At 68.4% G+C, this 16,141-nt stretch carries 17 protein-coding genes and 1 pseudogene; 8 read left to right on the forward strand and 10 right to left on the reverse strand.

Annotated elements, in window-relative coordinates; all coding sequences use genetic code 11:
- Positions 1-240: pseudogene (locus A5701_RS28315) on the forward strand (hypothetical protein); the annotation flags it as partial.
- Between the two features lie 28 nt (positions 241-268).
- Here the strand turns inward: A5701_RS28315 and A5701_RS19115 are convergent.
- The 4 genes from A5701_RS19115 to A5701_RS19130 form a co-directional block, all read right to left on the reverse strand.
- The gene (locus tag A5701_RS19115) at positions 269-769 is read right to left on the reverse strand and encodes a nitroreductase/quinone reductase family protein (protein ID WP_067757217.1); all 501 of its coding nucleotides are present in this window, start codon (positions 767-769) and stop codon (positions 269-271) included.
- Between the two features lie 106 nt (positions 770-875).
- Positions 876-1,364: a DUF302 domain-containing protein gene (locus A5701_RS19120; protein WP_067757220.1), complete on the reverse strand. Its 489-nt coding sequence runs from the start codon at positions 1,362-1,364 to the stop codon at positions 876-878.
- Entirely contained in the window at positions 1,361-2,437 is a 1,077-nt protein-coding gene (locus A5701_RS19125; protein WP_067757223.1) for an NmrA family NAD(P)-binding protein, read from the reverse strand. Before A5701_RS19125 ends, A5701_RS19120 begins: the two co-directional genes overlap by 4 nt.
- 5 nt (positions 2,438-2,442) lie before the next feature.
- Complete coding sequence (locus tag A5701_RS19130) at positions 2,443-3,618, reverse strand: acetyl-CoA C-acyltransferase (protein WP_067757226.1); 1,176 nt, start codon at positions 3,616-3,618, stop codon at positions 2,443-2,445.
- A 94-nt stretch (positions 3,619-3,712) separates the two neighbouring features.
- Between A5701_RS19130 and A5701_RS19135 the strand changes: the two genes are divergently transcribed.
- Complete coding sequence (locus A5701_RS19135) at positions 3,713-4,186, forward strand: helix-turn-helix domain-containing protein (RefSeq protein ID WP_067757229.1); 474 nt, start codon at positions 3,713-3,715, stop codon at positions 4,184-4,186.
- Here A5701_RS19135 and rsgA read toward each other — a convergent pair.
- Both rsgA and aroA read right to left on the reverse strand, forming a co-directional pair.
- Positions 4,173-5,165, reverse strand: a complete 993-nt coding sequence (gene rsgA, locus A5701_RS19140) for a ribosome small subunit-dependent GTPase A (protein ID WP_067757232.1) — start codon at positions 5,163-5,165, stop codon at positions 4,173-4,175. The two genes, A5701_RS19135 and rsgA, sit on opposite strands and share 14 nt — an antisense overlap.
- Entirely contained in the window at positions 5,162-6,445 is a 1,284-nt protein-coding gene (gene aroA / locus A5701_RS19145) for a 3-phosphoshikimate 1-carboxyvinyltransferase (protein WP_156670167.1), read from the reverse strand. The genes rsgA and aroA overlap by 4 nt, the downstream gene beginning before the upstream one ends.
- Positions 6,446-6,489: 44 nt before the next feature.
- Between aroA and A5701_RS19150 the strand changes: the two genes are divergently transcribed.
- Together A5701_RS19150 and A5701_RS19155 are read left to right on the forward strand one after the other, a co-directional pair.
- The gene (locus A5701_RS19150) at positions 6,490-7,254 is read left to right on the forward strand and encodes an SOS response-associated peptidase (RefSeq protein WP_067757244.1); all 765 of its coding nucleotides are present in this window, start codon (positions 6,490-6,492) and stop codon (positions 7,252-7,254) included.
- Between the two features lie 110 nt (positions 7,255-7,364).
- Positions 7,365-8,231: a 3-hydroxyacyl-CoA dehydrogenase family protein gene (locus A5701_RS19155; RefSeq protein WP_067757246.1), complete on the forward strand. Its 867-nt coding sequence runs from the start codon at positions 7,365-7,367 to the stop codon at positions 8,229-8,231.
- 24 nt (positions 8,232-8,255) lie between these two features.
- On the opposite strand, the gene A5701_RS19160 is transcribed toward A5701_RS19155, so the two are convergent.
- On the reverse strand, positions 8,256-8,510 hold the full coding sequence (locus A5701_RS19160; RefSeq protein WP_067757249.1) for a hypothetical protein: 255 nt from the start codon (positions 8,508-8,510) through the stop codon (positions 8,256-8,258).
- 135 nt (positions 8,511-8,645) lie between these two features.
- Between A5701_RS19160 and A5701_RS19165 the strand changes: the two genes are divergently transcribed.
- A complete protein-coding gene (locus A5701_RS19165; RefSeq protein WP_067757344.1) occupies positions 8,646-9,248 on the forward strand; it encodes an HdeD family acid-resistance protein in 603 nt (200 codons plus the stop codon).
- A 120-nt stretch (positions 9,249-9,368) separates the two neighbouring features.
- On the opposite strand, the gene A5701_RS19170 is transcribed toward A5701_RS19165, so the two are convergent.
- Positions 9,369-10,562 carry a CdaR family transcriptional regulator gene (locus A5701_RS19170; protein ID WP_067757252.1) on the reverse strand — a complete coding sequence of 398 codons (1,194 nt, stop codon included), beginning with the start codon at positions 10,560-10,562 and terminating at the stop codon, positions 9,369-9,371.
- Positions 10,563-10,705: 143 nt separating this feature from the next.
- Here A5701_RS19170 and A5701_RS19175 point away from each other — a divergent pair, with 143 nt between their 5' ends.
- Genes A5701_RS19175 through A5701_RS19185 form a run of 3 tightly spaced genes read left to right on the forward strand, consistent with a single transcriptional unit; the run spans position 10,706 to position 14,769 of the window.
- The gene (locus A5701_RS19175) at positions 10,706-12,217 is read left to right on the forward strand and encodes a long-chain fatty acid--CoA ligase (protein WP_067757347.1); all 1,512 of its coding nucleotides are present in this window, start codon (positions 10,706-10,708) and stop codon (positions 12,215-12,217) included.
- 2 nt (positions 12,218-12,219) lie between these two features.
- Complete coding sequence (locus A5701_RS19180; RefSeq protein WP_067757255.1) at positions 12,220-13,911, forward strand: alpha/beta hydrolase; 1,692 nt, start codon at positions 12,220-12,222, stop codon at positions 13,909-13,911.
- 30 nt (positions 13,912-13,941) lie between these two features.
- Positions 13,942-14,769: an alpha/beta fold hydrolase gene (locus A5701_RS19185; protein WP_067757350.1), complete on the forward strand. Its 828-nt coding sequence runs from the start codon at positions 13,942-13,944 to the stop codon at positions 14,767-14,769.
- Here A5701_RS19185 and A5701_RS19190 read toward each other — a convergent pair.
- Both A5701_RS19190 and A5701_RS19195 read right to left on the reverse strand, forming a co-directional pair.
- On the reverse strand, positions 14,766-15,251 hold the full coding sequence (locus tag A5701_RS19190; protein ID WP_067757257.1) for an aminoacyl-tRNA deacylase: 486 nt from the start codon (positions 15,249-15,251) through the stop codon (positions 14,766-14,768). The two genes, A5701_RS19185 and A5701_RS19190, sit on opposite strands and share 4 nt — an antisense overlap.
- Positions 15,252-15,266: 15 nt before the next feature.
- Positions 15,267-16,115, reverse strand: coding sequence for an NAD(P)-dependent oxidoreductase (locus A5701_RS19195; protein WP_067757260.1), 849 nt, complete (start codon positions 16,113-16,115; stop codon positions 15,267-15,269).
- Positions 16,116-16,141: the final 26 nt, after the last annotated feature.

Genomic DNA, 16,141 nt, shown 5'->3' on the forward strand with positions numbered 1-16,141 from the left:
GGACGAAGTGCCGTCGCCCGGGCTCCCACCCGTCGAACTTCGGGTGGTGATGGGCCCGGTCCAGGGTCCCGGGCGGGGGTCGATCCCGACCAGGTCCCCGAAGCCGACAAGGCCGGCCTGGCCGCGTCCGCACCGGAGATCGTCGCGGCGGTCAAACGGATGCTCGACGGCGTGCGCGACGGGGAGTTGGCCCCGTCGCCGCCCGAGCCTGTCGCCGCGGCCCGCACCGGCTGGCTCTGAGCTCTCGATTTCGGTTGCCCGGCAACGGCTACCGGGAGTCTTCGGCGGAAAAGACGTCGATCGCCCGCACGGGCGTCAACATCACCAGCGGGATCTGACGGCTGGTTGACTGCTGATAGGTGAGGTACGGCGGATACAGGTGCGCCATGTACGCCCACACCTGGTGGCGTTCCTCGGCCTCGGGCTCCCGCCAAGTGGCCTCGAACGCTTGAGTCGCGATCTGGACGCCGATCGTGTTGCTCTGCAAGACGTTCAAGTACCACTGCGGGTGCGTGTCGGCACCGCCCTTGGACGCGACGACCACGATCTCGCCACCGACGTTGCCGTAGATCAACGGCCTGACGTAGCTCTTCCCCGACTTGCGGCCCATACACCTGATCAGGCAGTGGGTGGTCATCGCCCTGCCCCCGACCGCGCTCACGTCCATGATGTGGCCGCGCGCGCCGCCGGAGGTCAGATACGTCTCGAGGTGCTCGGCGATCCAGTCGCTGCGTGCGGCTCGGATAGATGCGGCGTCGGCGTCGCTCATCGGTGACTCCTAACGTAAGCGAGGCGAGGGCCTTTGGATGACGGCTTCCGTCGCCCGACTATGCCAGGCGGACCGGTCAGCCGTGCGCCGACCCAACCCGGTGCCGTTAGCCGCTCGTCACCTTTTCGGCCAGCGCAGCCACCTTGGCGTCCAGTTGCTCCGCGGCGCTCAGTAATTCGGGATTGGGTTCGACGACCATCAGCGATGACGGCTTGACGTAGGTCAGGCTGCTGCCGGCCGGCTCGTCGGTGATCAAGACTTCGACCGGGGCGAACAGGCCCGCGGTCGGGTCGTGCCGCAGCATCGTGATCGCGATCAACGGGTTGCCGAGGATGACGCGAATCACCTTGCGGTCGATGCCGGCCTTGGGGATCCACGCGCCGTGGTCGAACAACCCGAACAACATGAATCCGCTGGGGCCGACGTGTGGTTCGACGGCCTGCCGGTAAGAATCCCAGTTGTCGCTAGTTGCCGCGATGTCGTTGATCGCGACGGCTCGCTCGCCGATGTCCGCGAGCAACTCGGCGAGCAGTTCGTCGTAGCTCTTGGTGCTGTCGTGGCGCACCCGCACGCCGTTGAAAACCGTCTCGGTCATAATCTTCCTGTCCTTCGGTCCTCGCCGATCTTGAGGATCGGGGTCCGGTTCTCCGGTTGCACCCTGTCCCACAAGCCGCCCTTGCCCAGTTCTCGTCCCAACTGCTCTTCGCGGCGGAACCACTCCTCGGCAGTCTTGATCCGATTCGGGTGGATCTCGTCGAGCAGGCCGTAATCGCGCTTGATCACCTCGTATTTCCACAAGTTCCAGAATCCGGTGAAGTTGTCGCGCATGCTCATCGTGCTCTTGTCCTTGGGGTCCGCGTTGTAACCGGCGGGCGCATCCGCGGCCCCGCTCAGTGGGCCCTCGCGCCAGTAGGTGTCCAGGTCGGTGTCGATGTACCGCGCCGGATGCCCGGTGACCGCCTCGAACGCCGCGGCGAGGTCGGCGTAGCGAATCTGGTCGACGGCGACTTCGAGATCCATGCCATTCGCGCGCTCGGGGTGGTCGAAAAGCCAGCGGACGTAATAGCCGCAGTCTTCGAGGGCCACATGGGGCACGGCCCCGTCGCCGAGCGGAACCCGCCAGGTCACCACGCCATCCTCGATGGTGGGGGCCATCGGTGTGCCGGGCGAAATCACCATCTCGATGTAGGGGCCTGACGTGAAGACCGCCGCGCCCATCCGATCGGCGTTCACCTGATTCTGGAACAGGATCCACTCACCCACGCGGCCCTTGCCGTCGTAATGGCCGGTGCGGAATCGCGAGTCGTAGCCCGCTTTCTTGAGCCCGTAGTCGAGGTTGCCATACACGAAGAACTTGATTCCCTCTTCGATCGCTATCTCGTAGCTGCGGATGGCCCAATACATTTCGGTCTTCTCGCCGGTGTTGAATCCGTCGATGTTGACGAATGCCGCATCACAACCGCGGAACCCTTCCCGCAGCTTCGCCTCGTCGGCGAATGAGCCTTCCAACACGGACACGTTGTCGAGGGCGAGCAGCTCCTTGGCTCGCCGGGAGCCGGGGTCTCGGCTGAGGAAGCGGACGGAATACTTGTCGTCGGCGACCAGGGCACGAATGATCGGCATGCCCTGGGCGCCGGTGCCGCCGACGACGAAGATCTTCTGGGACATCGTCGTCAGCCCAGCCGCTCGATGATGGTGGCGTTGGCCATGCCGCCGCCCTCGCACATCGTCTGCAGCCCGTACCGGCCGCCGCGCTGCTCCAAAGCGTTGACGAGCGTGGTCATGATGCGGGCGCCGCTGGCCCCCAGCGGATGGCCGATCGCGATGGCGCCGCCGTTGACATTCGTCTTGGCCAGATCGGCGCCGGTGTCGTGCGCCCAGGCGAGCACGACGGGCGCGAAGGCCTCGTTGACCTCGAACAGGTCGATGTCAGCCAGCGTCAATCCCGCACGGTGGAGCACCTTTTCGGTGGCCGGGATGACCCCGGTCAGCATGTACAGCGGATCCGAGCCCACGACGGTGGTGGTGTGGATGCGCGCCAGCGGGCGCAGGCCGAGCTTCTTGGCGACGTCGCTGGTGGTGATCAGCACGGCGGCGCTGCCGTCCGAGAGTGGCGAGGAGTTGCCGGCGGTGATCTCCCAATTGATCTGCGGGAAACGGGCTTTCATCGCCTCGTTGTAGAACGCCGGCCGCAAACCGGCCAGCGTCTCGACCGTCGTGCTGGGCCGGATGAATTCGTCGGCGGACAGCCCGGCGATCGGGATCAGCTCGTTGTCGAAGAGCCCATCCTTGGTGGCGCGCGCGGCCTTGTCGTGGCTGCCCGCGGAGAACTCGTCGAGCTGGGTGCGCGAGAAGCCCCACCGCGCCGCGATCAGTTCGGCGCTGATGCCCTGCGGCACCAGCCCGTCGGGATAGCGCCGCGTCATGTCCTCGCCGAAGGGATTGCTGCCAGGCAGCACCGAGGTGCCCATCGGGACGCGGCCCATCGACTCCACGCCGGCGGCGACGACGAGGTCGTAGGCGCCGGAGAGCACGCCCTGGGCGGCGAAGCTGATGGCCTGCTGGCTGCTGCCGCACTGCCGGTCGATCGTGACCCCGGGAACCGACTCGGGGAATCCGGCACCGAGCAGCGCATTGCGGGCGATGTTGACCGCCTGGTCGCCGACCTGGGCGACGGCGCCGGCGATGACGTCGTCGATCTGCGCCGGGTCTACGCCGGTGCGCGCCACCAGCTCCCGCAGGCTGTGCGCCAGCAGGTCGGCGGGCAAGACGTCGTGCAGCGCACCGCTGGGCTTGCCCTTGCCGATGGGGGTGCGGACGGCTCCGACGATGACGGCGTCGCGGTTCATGGCTCCTCCTTGAGTCCGACGATCTAGGTATAGACCGCTGTACCCAGGTAAACATCTAGGTACACTAAAAGCAACCCAGCCGGAAGGGTGATTTATGACACTGCTACAGGGACCGCTCGCCGACCGCGATACCTGGTCGGCCGTTGGCGAGTGCGCGATCGAGAAGACCATGGCGGTGGTGGGCACCAAATCCGCGATGCTCATCATGCGCGAGGCCTACTACGGCACCACGCGCTTCGACGACTTCGCCCGCCGGGTGGGCATCACCAAGGCCGCCACCTCGGCCAGGCTGTCCGAACTGGTCGAGCTGGGGCTGCTGAAGCGGCAGCCCTACCACGAGCCGGGGCAGCGCCGGCGTGAGGAATACGTGCTCACGGAGGCCGGCATCGACTTCATGCCGGTGGTGTGGGCGATGTTCGAGTGGGGCCGGCGCCACCTGCCGGGCCGCCACCGGCTTCGCCTGACCCACCTCGGCTGTGGCGCCGATGCGGAGGTCCAAATGCGTTGCACCGAGGGGCATCTGGTGCCACCGGACGAGCTCGGCGTGCGGCTGGCTAAGTCTGGTTGAGCGCGGCCAGCAGCCGGCGGGCCGCGGCCACGCGGCGGGCGGCGGGGCCCGACAACGCGTCCAGGGCGCATTCGGGGTCGGCCGGCGGCCCCATGTGCCCGCAGCCGCGCGGGCAGTCCTCGATCGCCCCGGCGAGATCCGAGAAGGCCATCAGCACGTCCTCGGGCTCGATGTGCGCCAGCCCGAACGAGCGGATGCCCGGGGTGTCGATCACCCAGCCGGAGGTCGCCAGGGGCTTGCTCAAAGGGAAGGCGACGGACTGGGTGGAGGTGTGCCGGCCGCGGCCGATCTCGGTGACCTCGCCGACGGCCCGTTCCGCCTCGGGGACAAGGCGATTCACCAACGTCGACTTGCCGACGCCGGAGTGCCCGAGCAGCACGGTGATCTTGCCGCCGAGCAGGTCGGCCACCGCGAGTAGCGGGTCGTCGCGGCCCGCGGCCACCACCGTGAGGTCCAGGTCGACGAAGTGCTCGGCGAACGGCTCCGGCGGCGCCAGGTCGGTCTTGGTCAGGCACAGGATGGGCGTCAGGCCGCCGGCGTAGGCGGCGATCAGCGCCCGGTCCACCAGGCCGGTGCGCGGCGGCGGGTCGGCCAGCGCCACCACGATCAGCAACTGGTCGGCGTTGGCCACCACCACCCGTTCGGTCGGATCGGTGTCATCGGCGGTGCGGCGCAGGACCGTTCGTCGCTCCGCGCGCCGGACGATGCGGGCCAGGGTGTCCAGCCGCCCGGACAGATCGCCCACCACGTCGACGTCGTCGCCGACCACGATCGGGGTGCGGCCGAGTTCCCGCGCCCGCATGGCGGTGATCCGGCGTTCGGGGTCGCCGCCCAGCACGCACCCCCAGCGACCACGGTCGACGCTGACCACCATCGCGGCCTCGGCGTCGGCGTGCTCGGGACGAGTCTTGGTGCGCGGTCGCGACCCCCTGCCGGAGCGGACCTTGACGTCGGACTCGTCGTAATCGCCGGGCCTCAAATATCGGACCCCAGCATGTGTGCCCACAGCTCCGGAAACTCCGGCAGTGTCTTGGAGGTGGAACCGATGTCGTCGACCACGAGCCCGGCCACCCGCAGCCCGATGATCGCGCCCGCCATCGCCATCCGGTGGTCGGCGTAGGCCCGCCAGACGCCGGGGTGCAGCGGTGTCGCGGTGATAACCAGGCCGTCGGGCGTCTCGGTGCAGTCGCCGCCGAGGTTGGTGATCTCGGTGCGCAGCGCGGCGAGGCGGTCGGTCTCGTGGCCCCGCAGGTGACCGATGCCGGAGAAGCGCGACACGGACCCCGGGGTCGCCAGCGCGGCCAGCGCCGCCACCGACGGGGTCAGCTCGCCGACGTCGCGCAGGTCGACGTCGAAGCCGTCATAGCCGGCCGATCCGCGCACCTCCAGGTACGACGCATCTTGGTCGACAACGGCATTCAGCTTGCCCAGCACCGCCAGGATGTGCTCGGCCGGTTGCACGCTCGCCTCCGGCCAGCCGGTGATGCGCACCGTTCCGCCGCTGACCACGGCGGCTGCCAGGAAGGGGACGGCGTTGGTCAGGTCCGGTTCGACCTGCCAATGCCGGGCCGCGACCGGGCCGGGTTGCACCCGCCAGGTGTTGCGAACCGAGTCGTCGACCGCAACCCCGGCCTGGCGCAGCATCACCACCGTCATGGCGATGTGCGGCGCCGACGGCAGCGTCGCCCCGGTGTGCCGCACGGTCAGGCCCTCGGTGAACGACGGCGCGCACAACAGCAGCCCCGACACGAACTGCGAGGACGCCGACGCGTCGATGTCCACGGTCCCGCCGGCCACCGACCCGCCGCCGTGCACGCGGAAGGGCAGGCCCGAGCCCTCGATCGGCACGCCCAGGCCGCGCAGCGCGTCGAGCAGCGGCGCGATCGGCCGCGCCCGGGCCTGCTCGTCGCCGTCGAACTCGACCACCGCCTCGGCCAGCGCCGCCAGCGGCGGGACGAACCGCAGCACCGTCCCGGCCAGGCCGCAATCCACCGTTGCCTCGGGCCCCGGGGCGATCCGGCCACCGACCCTGAGCTCGGACCCGGTGCCGTCGACGCGCAAGCCGAGGGTGCGCAGCGCGCCGATCATCAGATCGGTGTCCCGGCTGCGCAGCGCCCCGCTGATGGTCGGGGCGCCGTGCCCCTGGGCGGCGGCCAACGCGGCCAGCACCAGCGCCCGATTGGTCTGCGACTTCGAGCCCGGAACGGTCACGGTCGCGTGCACCGGTTCCGGCGCGCTGGGGGCCGTCCACATACTCACCGGTCCATCATGGCGTGTCACCGAGCAATGCCACTATGGGACTTATGTGTGGACGGTTCGCGGTCACCACCGATCCGGCGCTGCTGGCCCAGAAGATCAAGGCGATCGACGAGGCCACCGGCGCCTCCGAGAGCGCCGGCACGCCCAACTACAACGTGGCCCCGACGTCGACGATCGCCGCCGTCGTGAGCCGCCACACCGATCCCGATGACGAGCCCACCCGCCGGGTGCGGCTGATGCGCTGGGGCCTGGTCCCGCCCTGGGTCAAGGCCGATGCCGACGGGGCGCCCGAGACCAAGGGCCCGATGCTGATCAACGCCCGCGCCGACAAGGTCACCACGTCGCCCGCGTTCCGGTCGAGCGCGAAGTCGAAGCGCTGCCTGATCCCGATGGACGGCTACTACGAATGGCGCGTCAACCCCGACGCGGCCGGCGGCAAGAAGTCCCGCAAGACGCCCTTCTTCATGTTCCGCCAGGACGGCGAGCCGCTGTTCATGGCGGGGCTGTGGTCGGTCTGGAAGCCGGCCAAGGCGGGCTCGCCGCTGCTGAGCTGCACCATCATCACCACCGACGCGCCCGGCGAGCTGGCCGAGATCCATGACCGGATGCCGCTGGTGGTGCCGGAAGGGGAGTGGGACCGCTGGCTGGACCCCGACGCCCCGATCGACGAAAAGCTCCTCACCCGGCCGCCCGACGTGAGCGGCATTCGAATGCGCGAGGTCTCGACCCTGGTCAACAACGTCCGCAACAACGGGCCCCAGTTACTCGAGCCGGCCGACCCGGAGCCAGAGCAGGCGACCCTGCTTTAGGGTGCTCACCGAGGCGGCGCTTCGCGGTCGTTCGCGCGAGACAACATCCGGGCCACCTTTGTGGTTCGGCGACGGATCCGCGGGGTCCACGTGCGCTTTACCATGCATGGGTGACCGGCTCGTACACCCACACCTTCGAGGAGATCCGTGACCGCCCGGTGGCGGTGATCGGGGCGGGTACGCTCGGGCGCCGCATCGCGCTGATGTTCGCCAGCCGCGGCGGGACGGTGCGGATCTTCGCGCCCCGCGCCGAACAGCGCGCCTCGGCGGTCGACTTCGTCGCGCAGAACCTGCCAAAGTTGTTGCAGGAGCGTGGTTTTGGTGAGATCGGTCAGGCGGTCGCGACGAGCTCGCTGGAAGAGGCGCTCGACGGCGCGTGGCTGGTGGTCGAGTCGGTTCCAGAAAAGCTCGAGGTCAAGATCGCCGCCTGGGACCAGATCGACCAGGCGGCGCCGGCGGATACGATCTTCGCCACCAACTCGTCGTCGTACCCGTCGCGCCTGATGTCAACGTACGTGAAGGACAAATCGCGGCTGTGCAATATGCACTTCTACATGCCGCCGGCCTCCATCGGCGTGGATCTGATGTCCGACGGTGAGACCGATCGGGGACTACTCGACACCCTGCTGACCGTCCTGCCGGAGTTCGGCGTCCATCCCTTCGAGGCGCGCAAGGAATGCACCGGCTTCATCTTCAATCGCATCTGGGCGGCCATCAAACGCGAGTCGCTGGCGGTGGTAGCGGAGGGGGTGGCCCGTCCCGAGGACGTCGACGGCATGTTCAAGGTCAACCTCGGCGTGCCGGCCGGTCCGTTTCAGATGATGGACGCCGTGGGCCTCGACGTCGTGCTCGACATCGAAAACCACTATGCCCAGGAGTTCCCACACCTTCCCGAACACGTGCGTGAGTTGCTGCAGTCCTACGTCGACGCCGGCAAGCTCGGCATCAAGTCCGGCGAGGGCTTCTACAAGTACTAGGACGCGCCCTTGGCCCGGTCGCCGTCAGTTGCTCAAGACCAGGCGCCAACTTCCGGCGATCAAACGGTCCGGCACGCACCAGAAGTTGTTCCAGTTTCCCGGCGTCGTGGCCTTGACCCCCGGCCCGGCGTCTTGACATGCCTCCCGGGTCGGATAGTTGCCCTCGGTTTGGATCGTCTCGGCCTTGCCGACGCCGACGCCGACGGTCAGCAGCCCGGTGAAAGCCAGCAGGCCCGCGGCGACGACGGCCCTCGGGTCGATTGACCGCTTTGCGTCCATGCGCTCCTCCTATGTGATGCACCGCTGATGAGCGAAGGGTGTCAGATGGGCGCGCCGCGCACAACACGTGGGTGATGCCGAATTGTGGCCAAAGGGCCCTTATCTTCGACATCGGAACTGGCAAATCATATGGTGATGACAACTACCGACCGGACCGTTTTTGAAGGTCCATTGCAACAGCTGGCGCGCAGCGCGTGGCAGCTGCTTCTGCTCATCGGCGTGCTGGCGGTGGCACTCGGTGTCATCGTGCTGGCCTGGCCGGGCAAGACACTCTTCGTCGCGGGTGTCCTGTTCGGGATCTACTTGGTGGCTTCCGGCATCGGCTACGTGTTCACGGCCTTTGGCACAGACGTGGGCGCCGCTATGCGGGTGCTCACGTTCCTCACCGGCGTCGTGTCAATCGTGCTGGGGTTCTTCTGTTTCCGCGACAAATTTGAGGCCGTCACGCTGCTGGCGATCTGGATCGGCGTCAGCTGGCTGTTCCGCGGGATGACCATCCTGGCCGCGGCGCTGTCGTTCGACCACATGCCCGGCCGCGGCTGGCAGGTGCTCTCCGGCTTGATCATCGTGGTCGGCGGGGCCGTGCTGATCGTCTCGCCGTTGGATTCGATCGCGATCCTGACCCTCGTCGCGGGTTGCTGGTTGATCGCCATCGGCATCGTCGACATCATCAACGCCATCCAGGTTCGCAACCGCGCCAAGCACGTTGTGGACACACTGGCCCGGCCCGCCGCCTAGGCGGGGCACCCGGGCCATCTAGTCAGGGCGGACCGACTTTCGGCGCCGAGATTGCGGCGGCGGTTGTGATCCACGGGCAAACCACAACCCCCACGGCAATCTCGGCGACGGCGGTGCCCGTCAGGGCAGCCGCCGCTCGGCCTCGAACGCCAGGCACAGCTCGGCGAGATCCCGCGGTCGCGACACAGAGCGGCCCGTCAGCTCTTCGATGCGGCGCAGCCGGTGCCGCACCGTATTGGGATGACAGAAGATCTTCGCCGCGGCGTCGTTCGCGGAACCGTCCGCGTCGAGCCAGGCCTGAAATGTGTTGAGCAGGATCGAGCGCTCATCCGCGGCCAACTCGTTAAGCCGCTGCAACAGCAGGGACTTGATCTTGCCCATCACCTCGGGTGCGCTGACGGCCGCCAACGCGAGTGGAGTGTCATCGAACACCGACACGAGCGAGTCCCCTGATTGCTTACTGCCGGCCGCCGCCCGGGCTAACCGCAAGGCGTCGCCGGTGTCGGTCAGGCTCCGAAACGGCGGACTGATGCCGACCCGCGCAGTCGCGGCCTGACCGAGCACCTCGACCAAGATTCTCAAAGGGGCGGAAACCCGCGGGCCTTTGAGCGCAACGATCCCGACCTGGAGGTCCGGGGAGAGCCGCCACGCCGAACGGATGTCGCGGGCGGACAGCTTGTTCTCGATCGCCGGGAGGCCCAAACGCCCAACGGCCGGCAGCTTCGCGGCCACCACGACGTAGGGCCCAGACGCCGGTAACCGCAGTAAATCCGCTGCCTCCCAAAGGCTCTGCTTGTCAGTCATCCGCTGCGACAGCAGCGCCTCGACCAAAGCCGACCGCTCTTCTTCACGCTCGAGGAGCTGTGTGGTGAGCTGCTGGCGGTAGGCCGTGGCCATCGCCTGGGTGAAAGTCTCCTGCGCGAAGAAGATGCGTGCGGTGGCATCCAGGATGGCGTCGGTCGGTATCGCCGCGGCGCGGGCGACGGCCAGGGTCTCCTCCCACATGAACCGGAAACCGATGCGGTAGGCGGTCATGACCGCCGGCAGCGGCACCCCGGCGGTCGCCCGCTCGGTGCCGGTGCGCTCGGCGGGCGAGACGTCGACATCGTCCTCGCCGGTGAGCGAATGAAAGATGAAAGCCACGTTCGCCACGCAACTCTCGGCCACCTGACCCTTCGTGACGACGGTGTCGTCGCGGTAGGCGTCGATGTCCCGGCAAAGCACGTCGGCCATGGCCCTGCCCAGCGCGGGCGCGCGCGCCAGCATGAGCTTGCTGAGCTCCACCACATGCGGGTCAACCGCCACGCCGCCCATAACGCGAACCTTATTCCTGACCGGCGGCGAATGTGACCGGTCACAGTCAACCGGGCGCGGTGTTGTTTCGGCGAACATTGTGATCGGAGGTTGCCGGGATGACGCTGGAAGCACGCCCGAAGAACTCGTCCCGGAGGCACACCATGGCGGCACTGAGCGCCCACCTGATCGCGTCGAAGGACCGTCACCCCGAACGCATCGCGCTGCGTTGCGACGACCTGACATTCACCTTCGCCGAACTCGACGCCGCCGCGGCGCGGGTGGCGACGCTGCTGGAACGGGCGGGGATCCGGCCCGGCGACCGGGTCGGTGTGATGCTGCCCAACACACCGGCCTTCGCGGTCGCGTTCTACGGCATCATGTATCGGGGCGCCGTCGCGGTCCCGATGAACCCGCTGCTGAAAGAGCGGGAGATCGCCTACTACCTCTCGAACAGCGGCACCACGGCGCTCTTTGCGACGCCGGCTTTCGCCGACGAGGTCATCCCGGCGGCGACCCGTGGCGGGGCGCGATGCTGGCTCGTCGATGACGCGGACCTGATGAAGCTCGTCGCGGACCTGCCGGAGCAGACCACCGCGGTACAGCGCAGCGACGACGATGTCGCGGTCATCTTGCACACCTCCGGGACCACCGGAAAACCCAAGGGCGCCATGCTTACTCATGGGAGCCTCCGGCGCATCGCCGAGGTCGGCGTTCGCACCCTGCTCGGGGCGGGGCCGGACGATGTGGTGATGGGCTGCTTGCCCCTCTTCCATGTTTTCGGACTCACCTGCGGGCTCAACGTTTCCGTTCTTGCGGGCGCGATGCTGACACTCATCCCTCGGTTCGACCCGCTCAAGGCGCTCCAGGTGATCGAGCGTGACACCGTCACGATCTTCGAGGGGGTGCCGACCATGTACTCGGCGTTGCTCGGCGTGGCCGATCAGGCCTCGACGGGCGCGACGCGGAGCTTGCGGACCTGCGCCTCCGGCGGCGCCGCACTGCCCGTCCAGGTCCTCGCCGACTTTGAAAAGACGTTCCAGTGCACCGTTTTGGAGGGGTACGGGCTTTCCGAGAGCACGGCGGTCGCGGCGTTCAATCATCCCGATCGCCCCCGCAAGGCGGGCTCGATCGGCACCCCGATCGAGGGTGTCGAGATGCGGGTCGTCGACTTCGGTGGCGCCGAGGTCCCGCGGGGCCAGACCGGAGAGATTCAGATCCGCGGCCATAACGTGATGAAGGGCTACTGGAACCTGCCGGAGGCGACGCGGGCCACCATCACACCCGACGGGTGGCTGAACACCGGCGACGTCGGCCGCGTCGACGAGGACGGCTACTTCTACATCGTCGACCGCACAAAGGACTTGATCATCCGCGGCGGGTACAACGTCTATCCCCGCGAGGTCGAGGAAGTGCTCTATGAGCATCCGGCGGTGGCCGAAGCCGCCGTCGTCGGTATTCCGCACGACTCCCTCGGTGAGGAGGTCGGCGCCGCCGTCGCGCTCAAGGAGGGCGCTTCCGCGGCGCCGGAGGAACTGCGCGAATACGTGAAGCGGCGCGTGGCCGCCTACAAGTACCCGCGTTTGGTGTGGCTCGTCGACGCGCTGCCCAAGGGGCCCACCGGCAAGGTCCAGAAGCGCGACATCAACATCCCCGCAGTAGAAAGCATGCGATAACCATGGTCACCCAAACCGCCAGAGCCGAAGAGCTCGCCGCACCCCTCGACCTGCTCTTGACGAGCGCCACCAAGCCGTTCGCCGGCCGGATGATGCCCGACGACACCTGGACCCGATTCGCCGTCGGCCTCGCCAAGCAGCCCGGCGCGGTGGCCGGCCGGATCGGGGCTCTCACCCGCGAGCTCGGCGCCGTCGCGGCCGGCAACTCACACCGGGTGCCGGCGCGCGCCGACAAGCGATTCGCCGACCCGGCCTGGGAGCAGAACCCGGTGCTGCACCGGATCATGCAGGCCTATCTCGCCGGCGCGGAGACCGCCGAGGGGCTGCTCGCCGACGCCGGGCTGGACTGGCGCGACCAGGAGAGGATGCGGTTCGTCGTCGACAATCTGGTCGAGGGTCTGGCCCCCAGTAACAACCCGCTGATCAGCCCGCTCGGCTGGAAGGCGATGATCGACACCGGCGGCCTGAGCGCGGTGCGGGGCCTGAAAGCGTTTGCGCGGGACATGCTTTCGAAGCCCCGGGTGCCCGCGATGGTCGAGCCCGACGCCTACGCGGTGGGCGAGACCTTGGCCCTCACCAAGGGAGCGGTCGTGCTGCGCACGTCCATGTTCGAACTGATCCAATACGCGCCGCAGACCGCGAAGGTCCGTGAGGTCCCGCTGCTGTTGGTGCCGCCGGTGATCAACAAGTACTACATCATGGACATCGCGCCCGGCCGCAGCATGATCGAGTACTTCGTCGCCCAGGGGCAGCAGGTGTTCGTCGTCTCCTGGCGCAATCCGCAGAAGCGCCATCGGGATTGGGGCTTCGACGCGTACGGCGCGGCGATCATCGAGGCGATGGACGCGGTGGAGAAGATCAGCGGGACCGACCGCACCCACCTGCTGGCCACCTGCTCGGGCGGAATCCTGGCCGCGATGACGGCGGCCCACCTGGCCGAGATCGGCCGCGGTGACCGGGTGGCCGGCCTCAACCTGTCCGTCACCGTGCTGGACGAGAACCGGGCGGGCCTGGCTGCCGCGGTGATGAGCGATCGCGCGGCCCAGGCGGCGATCCGGGTCTCGGCCCGAAAGGGCTACCTGGACGGTCGGGACATGGCCGAGATGTTCGCCTGGCTGCGGCCCACCGACCTGGTGTGGCGGTATTGGGTGAACAACTACGTCCAGGGACGCAAGCCGGCGCCGTTCGACGTGCTGTTCTGGAACGCCGACACCACCCGGATGACGGCCGCGCTGCACCGCGACATGGTTTTGATGGCCGTGCGCAACGCCCTGGTCACCCCCGGCGGGGTCGAGATGCTCGGCACCCCGGTGGACCTGTCGAAGGTCACCGCCGACGCCTACGTCGTCGGCGGCGTCGCCGACCACATCTCGCCGTGGCAGGCCACGTACCGCAGCGCACGGCTGCTCGGCAGCAAGGACAACCGGTACGTGCTGTCCACCAGCGGCCACATCGCGGCTCTGGTCAACCCGCCGGGCAACCCGAAGGCTTCGTACCGGACCGGACCGGTCGAGGCGGAGGATCCACAAGAGTGGCTGCAGTCGTCGCAGCAGTCCAAGGACTCCTGGTGGCCGGACTACGTGGAGTGGCTCGCCGAGCGCAGCGGGCCGGAGGTCGATGCCCCGAAAGCCCTTGGCGGCGAGGGACTCCCGCCGCTCGGACCCGCTCCCGGCGGCTATGTGATGGAGAAGTGAGTGAGGCGCAGCCCACAACAACAGCGGCGCCTGCGGGTGGTCCAGCCGAGCACGGTGGGCCACGAGCGTTACGTCAGCGCCGGCGGGCAGCGGATCCGGGTCAACATCCGTCGGGGAACCGGAGTGCCGCTCGTGCTCTGCAACGGCATCGGCGCCAGCCTGGAGGTGCTCGACCCGCTGGTCGAGCAGCTGCCGATGACCGTCGTGAGGTTCGATGTGCCGGGTACCGGGGGGTCGCCGACCTCGCCCCTGCCCTACGGGTTTCCCTATCTGGCCTGGGTGTTGGGCCGGGTGTTGTCCAAACTCGGCATCGGGGTCGTCGACATCTTCGGGCTGTCCTGGGGCGGGGCGCTGGCGCAGCAGTTCGCGTTCCAGAATCCACGCCGATGCAGGCGCATGGTATTGGTGGCGACGGGCACCGGCATCCTCATGGTGCCGGCCAGCCCCTTCGTGCTGGCGAAAATGGCCACCCCGCGCCGGTTCTCGGATCCCAACTACGCCGCTTCGATCGCCGGTGACCTCTACGGCGGCACCGTCCGCGCCCACGGCGAAGACGTGGCGAAGCTGTTCGTGCGGCAGTTACACGCCGGTTCGAAGATGGGCTACCTGCATCAACTGCTCGCCGGGTCGGTCTGGACGAGCCTGTTCGCGCTGCCCGCGGTGCGGCAGGAGACGCTGATCGTCTCGGGCACCGACGACCCGATCATCCCGGTGGCCAACGCGCACATCCTGCACCGGTTGCTGCCCCATGCGGTTCTCCACCTGCATTCGGGCGGTCACATCGACATCGTGCACAACGCGACCGAGCTCGCCCCCGTGATCGAGGGTTTTCTGAGCGAGGCGGGCGAACGGGCCTAGCCGCGGATGTCCGCGGTGACCGCATTCGTCAACCGGATCAGGTCCTGCGGCGAAACGCCGACGTCCCAGCCTCGCCGGCCCGCGCTGCAATACACTCGCTCGAAGTCCAGCGCGCCCGCGTCCACGACCGTCGGCAGGGTCTTGCGCTGCCCGAACGGCGACACGGCGCCCACCAGGTAGCCGGTGGCCCGCTCGGCGGCGGCGGACTCGGCCATGACCGCTTTGGCCGCCCCCAACGCCGCGGCGCTCGCCTTCAGCGAAAGCCGCTCCGGCACAGGCAGTATCGCGACGGCCAGCGCGCCGGGCACCGCGATGACGAGGGTCTTGAAGACCTGTTCGGGTGCGATGCCGCGCTCGGTCAGCGCGTGGACCGCCTCGGCGCCGAACGAGCGCTCGCGCGGATCGTGGTCGAACGTGACAACCTCATGCGGCACACCGGCTTTCACCAACGCGGCGAGCGCGGGCGTGGCGGCGCGAGGCATCAGGGCCCGGCCCGGCTAGGGGCCCGAGTACCCCGGCGGGTTCACGCCGTCGACCCAGAAGTCGACACCGAGCTGCCCGCCCGGCACGCAGTTGTAGACCGACAGGTCGGTGACGCCGGACTCCAGCAGCACGTCCTCACACAGCAGGGTGTTGCCGGTGTACTCGCGGGCGGGCTTGTTGAGGATCACGTACGCGGCGTCGGAGTACACCTCCGGCTTGCGGGCGCGGCCCATCGCCTCGTCACCCCCGAGCAGGTTCTGCACCGCGGCGGTGGCCACCAGCGTGCGCGGCCACAGCGTGTTCGACGCGATGCCCGCCTCGCGCATCTCCTCGGCGATGCCCAGCGCGCACAGCGTCATGCCGAACTTGGCCATCATGTACGCGGTCGGCTTCAGCCACTCCTTGCCGAGCAGCACGGGCGGCGACAGCGTCAGGATGTGCGGGTTGTCCGCCTTCTTCAGGTGCGGGATGCAGGCCTGCGACACCGCGTACGTGCCGCGCACCTGGATGCCGTTCATCAGGTCGAACCGCTTCATCGGCACCTCGGTGATGGACCCCAGGTTGATCGCCGACGCGTTGTTGACGCAGATGTCGATGCCGCCGAACTGCTCGACGGCCTTGGCCACCGCGGCCTCCACGGACTCCGGGTCCCGGACGTCCCCCACGATCGGCAGGGCCTGCCCACCCGCCTCCTCCAGCTCCTTGGCGGCGGTGTACACCGTGCCCGGCAGCTTGGGGTGGGGCTCGGCGGTCTTGGCGATCAGGGCGATGTTGGCGCCGTCTTGGGCGGCGCGCTTGGCGATCGCCAGGCCGATACCGCGGCTGGCGCCGGAGATGAACATGGTCTTGCCGTTCAGGGACATGGCGCCACATTAACGTCCTGCCGCTC

Source organism: Mycobacterium sp. E3305, from assembly GCF_001666785.1.
Lineage (GTDB): Bacteria > Actinomycetota > Actinomycetes > Mycobacteriales > Mycobacteriaceae > Mycobacterium.

Excerpts from the sequence above, each read along its gene's own strand:
- A5701_RS19115 (WP_067757217.1), bottom strand. The coding sequence starts at position 769 with ATGAGCGACGCCGACGCCGCATCTATCCGAGCCGCACGCAGCGACTGG.
- A5701_RS19120 (WP_067757220.1), bottom strand. The coding sequence starts at position 1,364 with ATGACCGAGACGGTTTTCAACGGCGTGCGGGTGCGCCACGACAGCACC.
- A5701_RS19125 (WP_067757223.1), bottom strand. The coding sequence starts at position 2,437 with ATGTCCCAGAAGATCTTCGTCGTCGGCGGCACCGGCGCCCAGGGCATG.
- A5701_RS19130 (WP_067757226.1), bottom strand. The coding sequence starts at position 3,618 with ATGAACCGCGACGCCGTCATCGTCGGAGCCGTCCGCACCCCCATCGGC.
- A5701_RS19135 (WP_067757229.1), top strand. The coding sequence starts at position 3,713 with ATGACACTGCTACAGGGACCGCTCGCCGACCGCGATACCTGGTCGGCC.
- A5701_RS19150 (WP_067757244.1), top strand. The coding sequence starts at position 6,490 with ATGTGTGGACGGTTCGCGGTCACCACCGATCCGGCGCTGCTGGCCCAG.
- A5701_RS19160 (WP_067757249.1), bottom strand. The coding sequence starts at position 8,510 with ATGGACGCAAAGCGGTCAATCGACCCGAGGGCCGTCGTCGCCGCGGGC.
- A5701_RS19165 (WP_067757344.1), top strand. The coding sequence starts at position 8,646 with ATGACAACTACCGACCGGACCGTTTTTGAAGGTCCATTGCAACAGCTG.
- A5701_RS19170 (WP_067757252.1), bottom strand. The coding sequence starts at position 10,562 with ATGGGCGGCGTGGCGGTTGACCCGCATGTGGTGGAGCTCAGCAAGCTC.
- A5701_RS19175 (WP_067757347.1), top strand. The coding sequence starts at position 10,706 with ATGGCGGCACTGAGCGCCCACCTGATCGCGTCGAAGGACCGTCACCCC.
- A5701_RS19180 (WP_067757255.1), top strand. The coding sequence starts at position 12,220 with ATGGTCACCCAAACCGCCAGAGCCGAAGAGCTCGCCGCACCCCTCGAC.
- A5701_RS19190 (WP_067757257.1), bottom strand. The coding sequence starts at position 15,251 with ATGCCTCGCGCCGCCACGCCCGCGCTCGCCGCGTTGGTGAAAGCCGGT.
- A5701_RS19195 (WP_067757260.1), bottom strand. The coding sequence starts at position 16,115 with ATGTCCCTGAACGGCAAGACCATGTTCATCTCCGGCGCCAGCCGCGGT.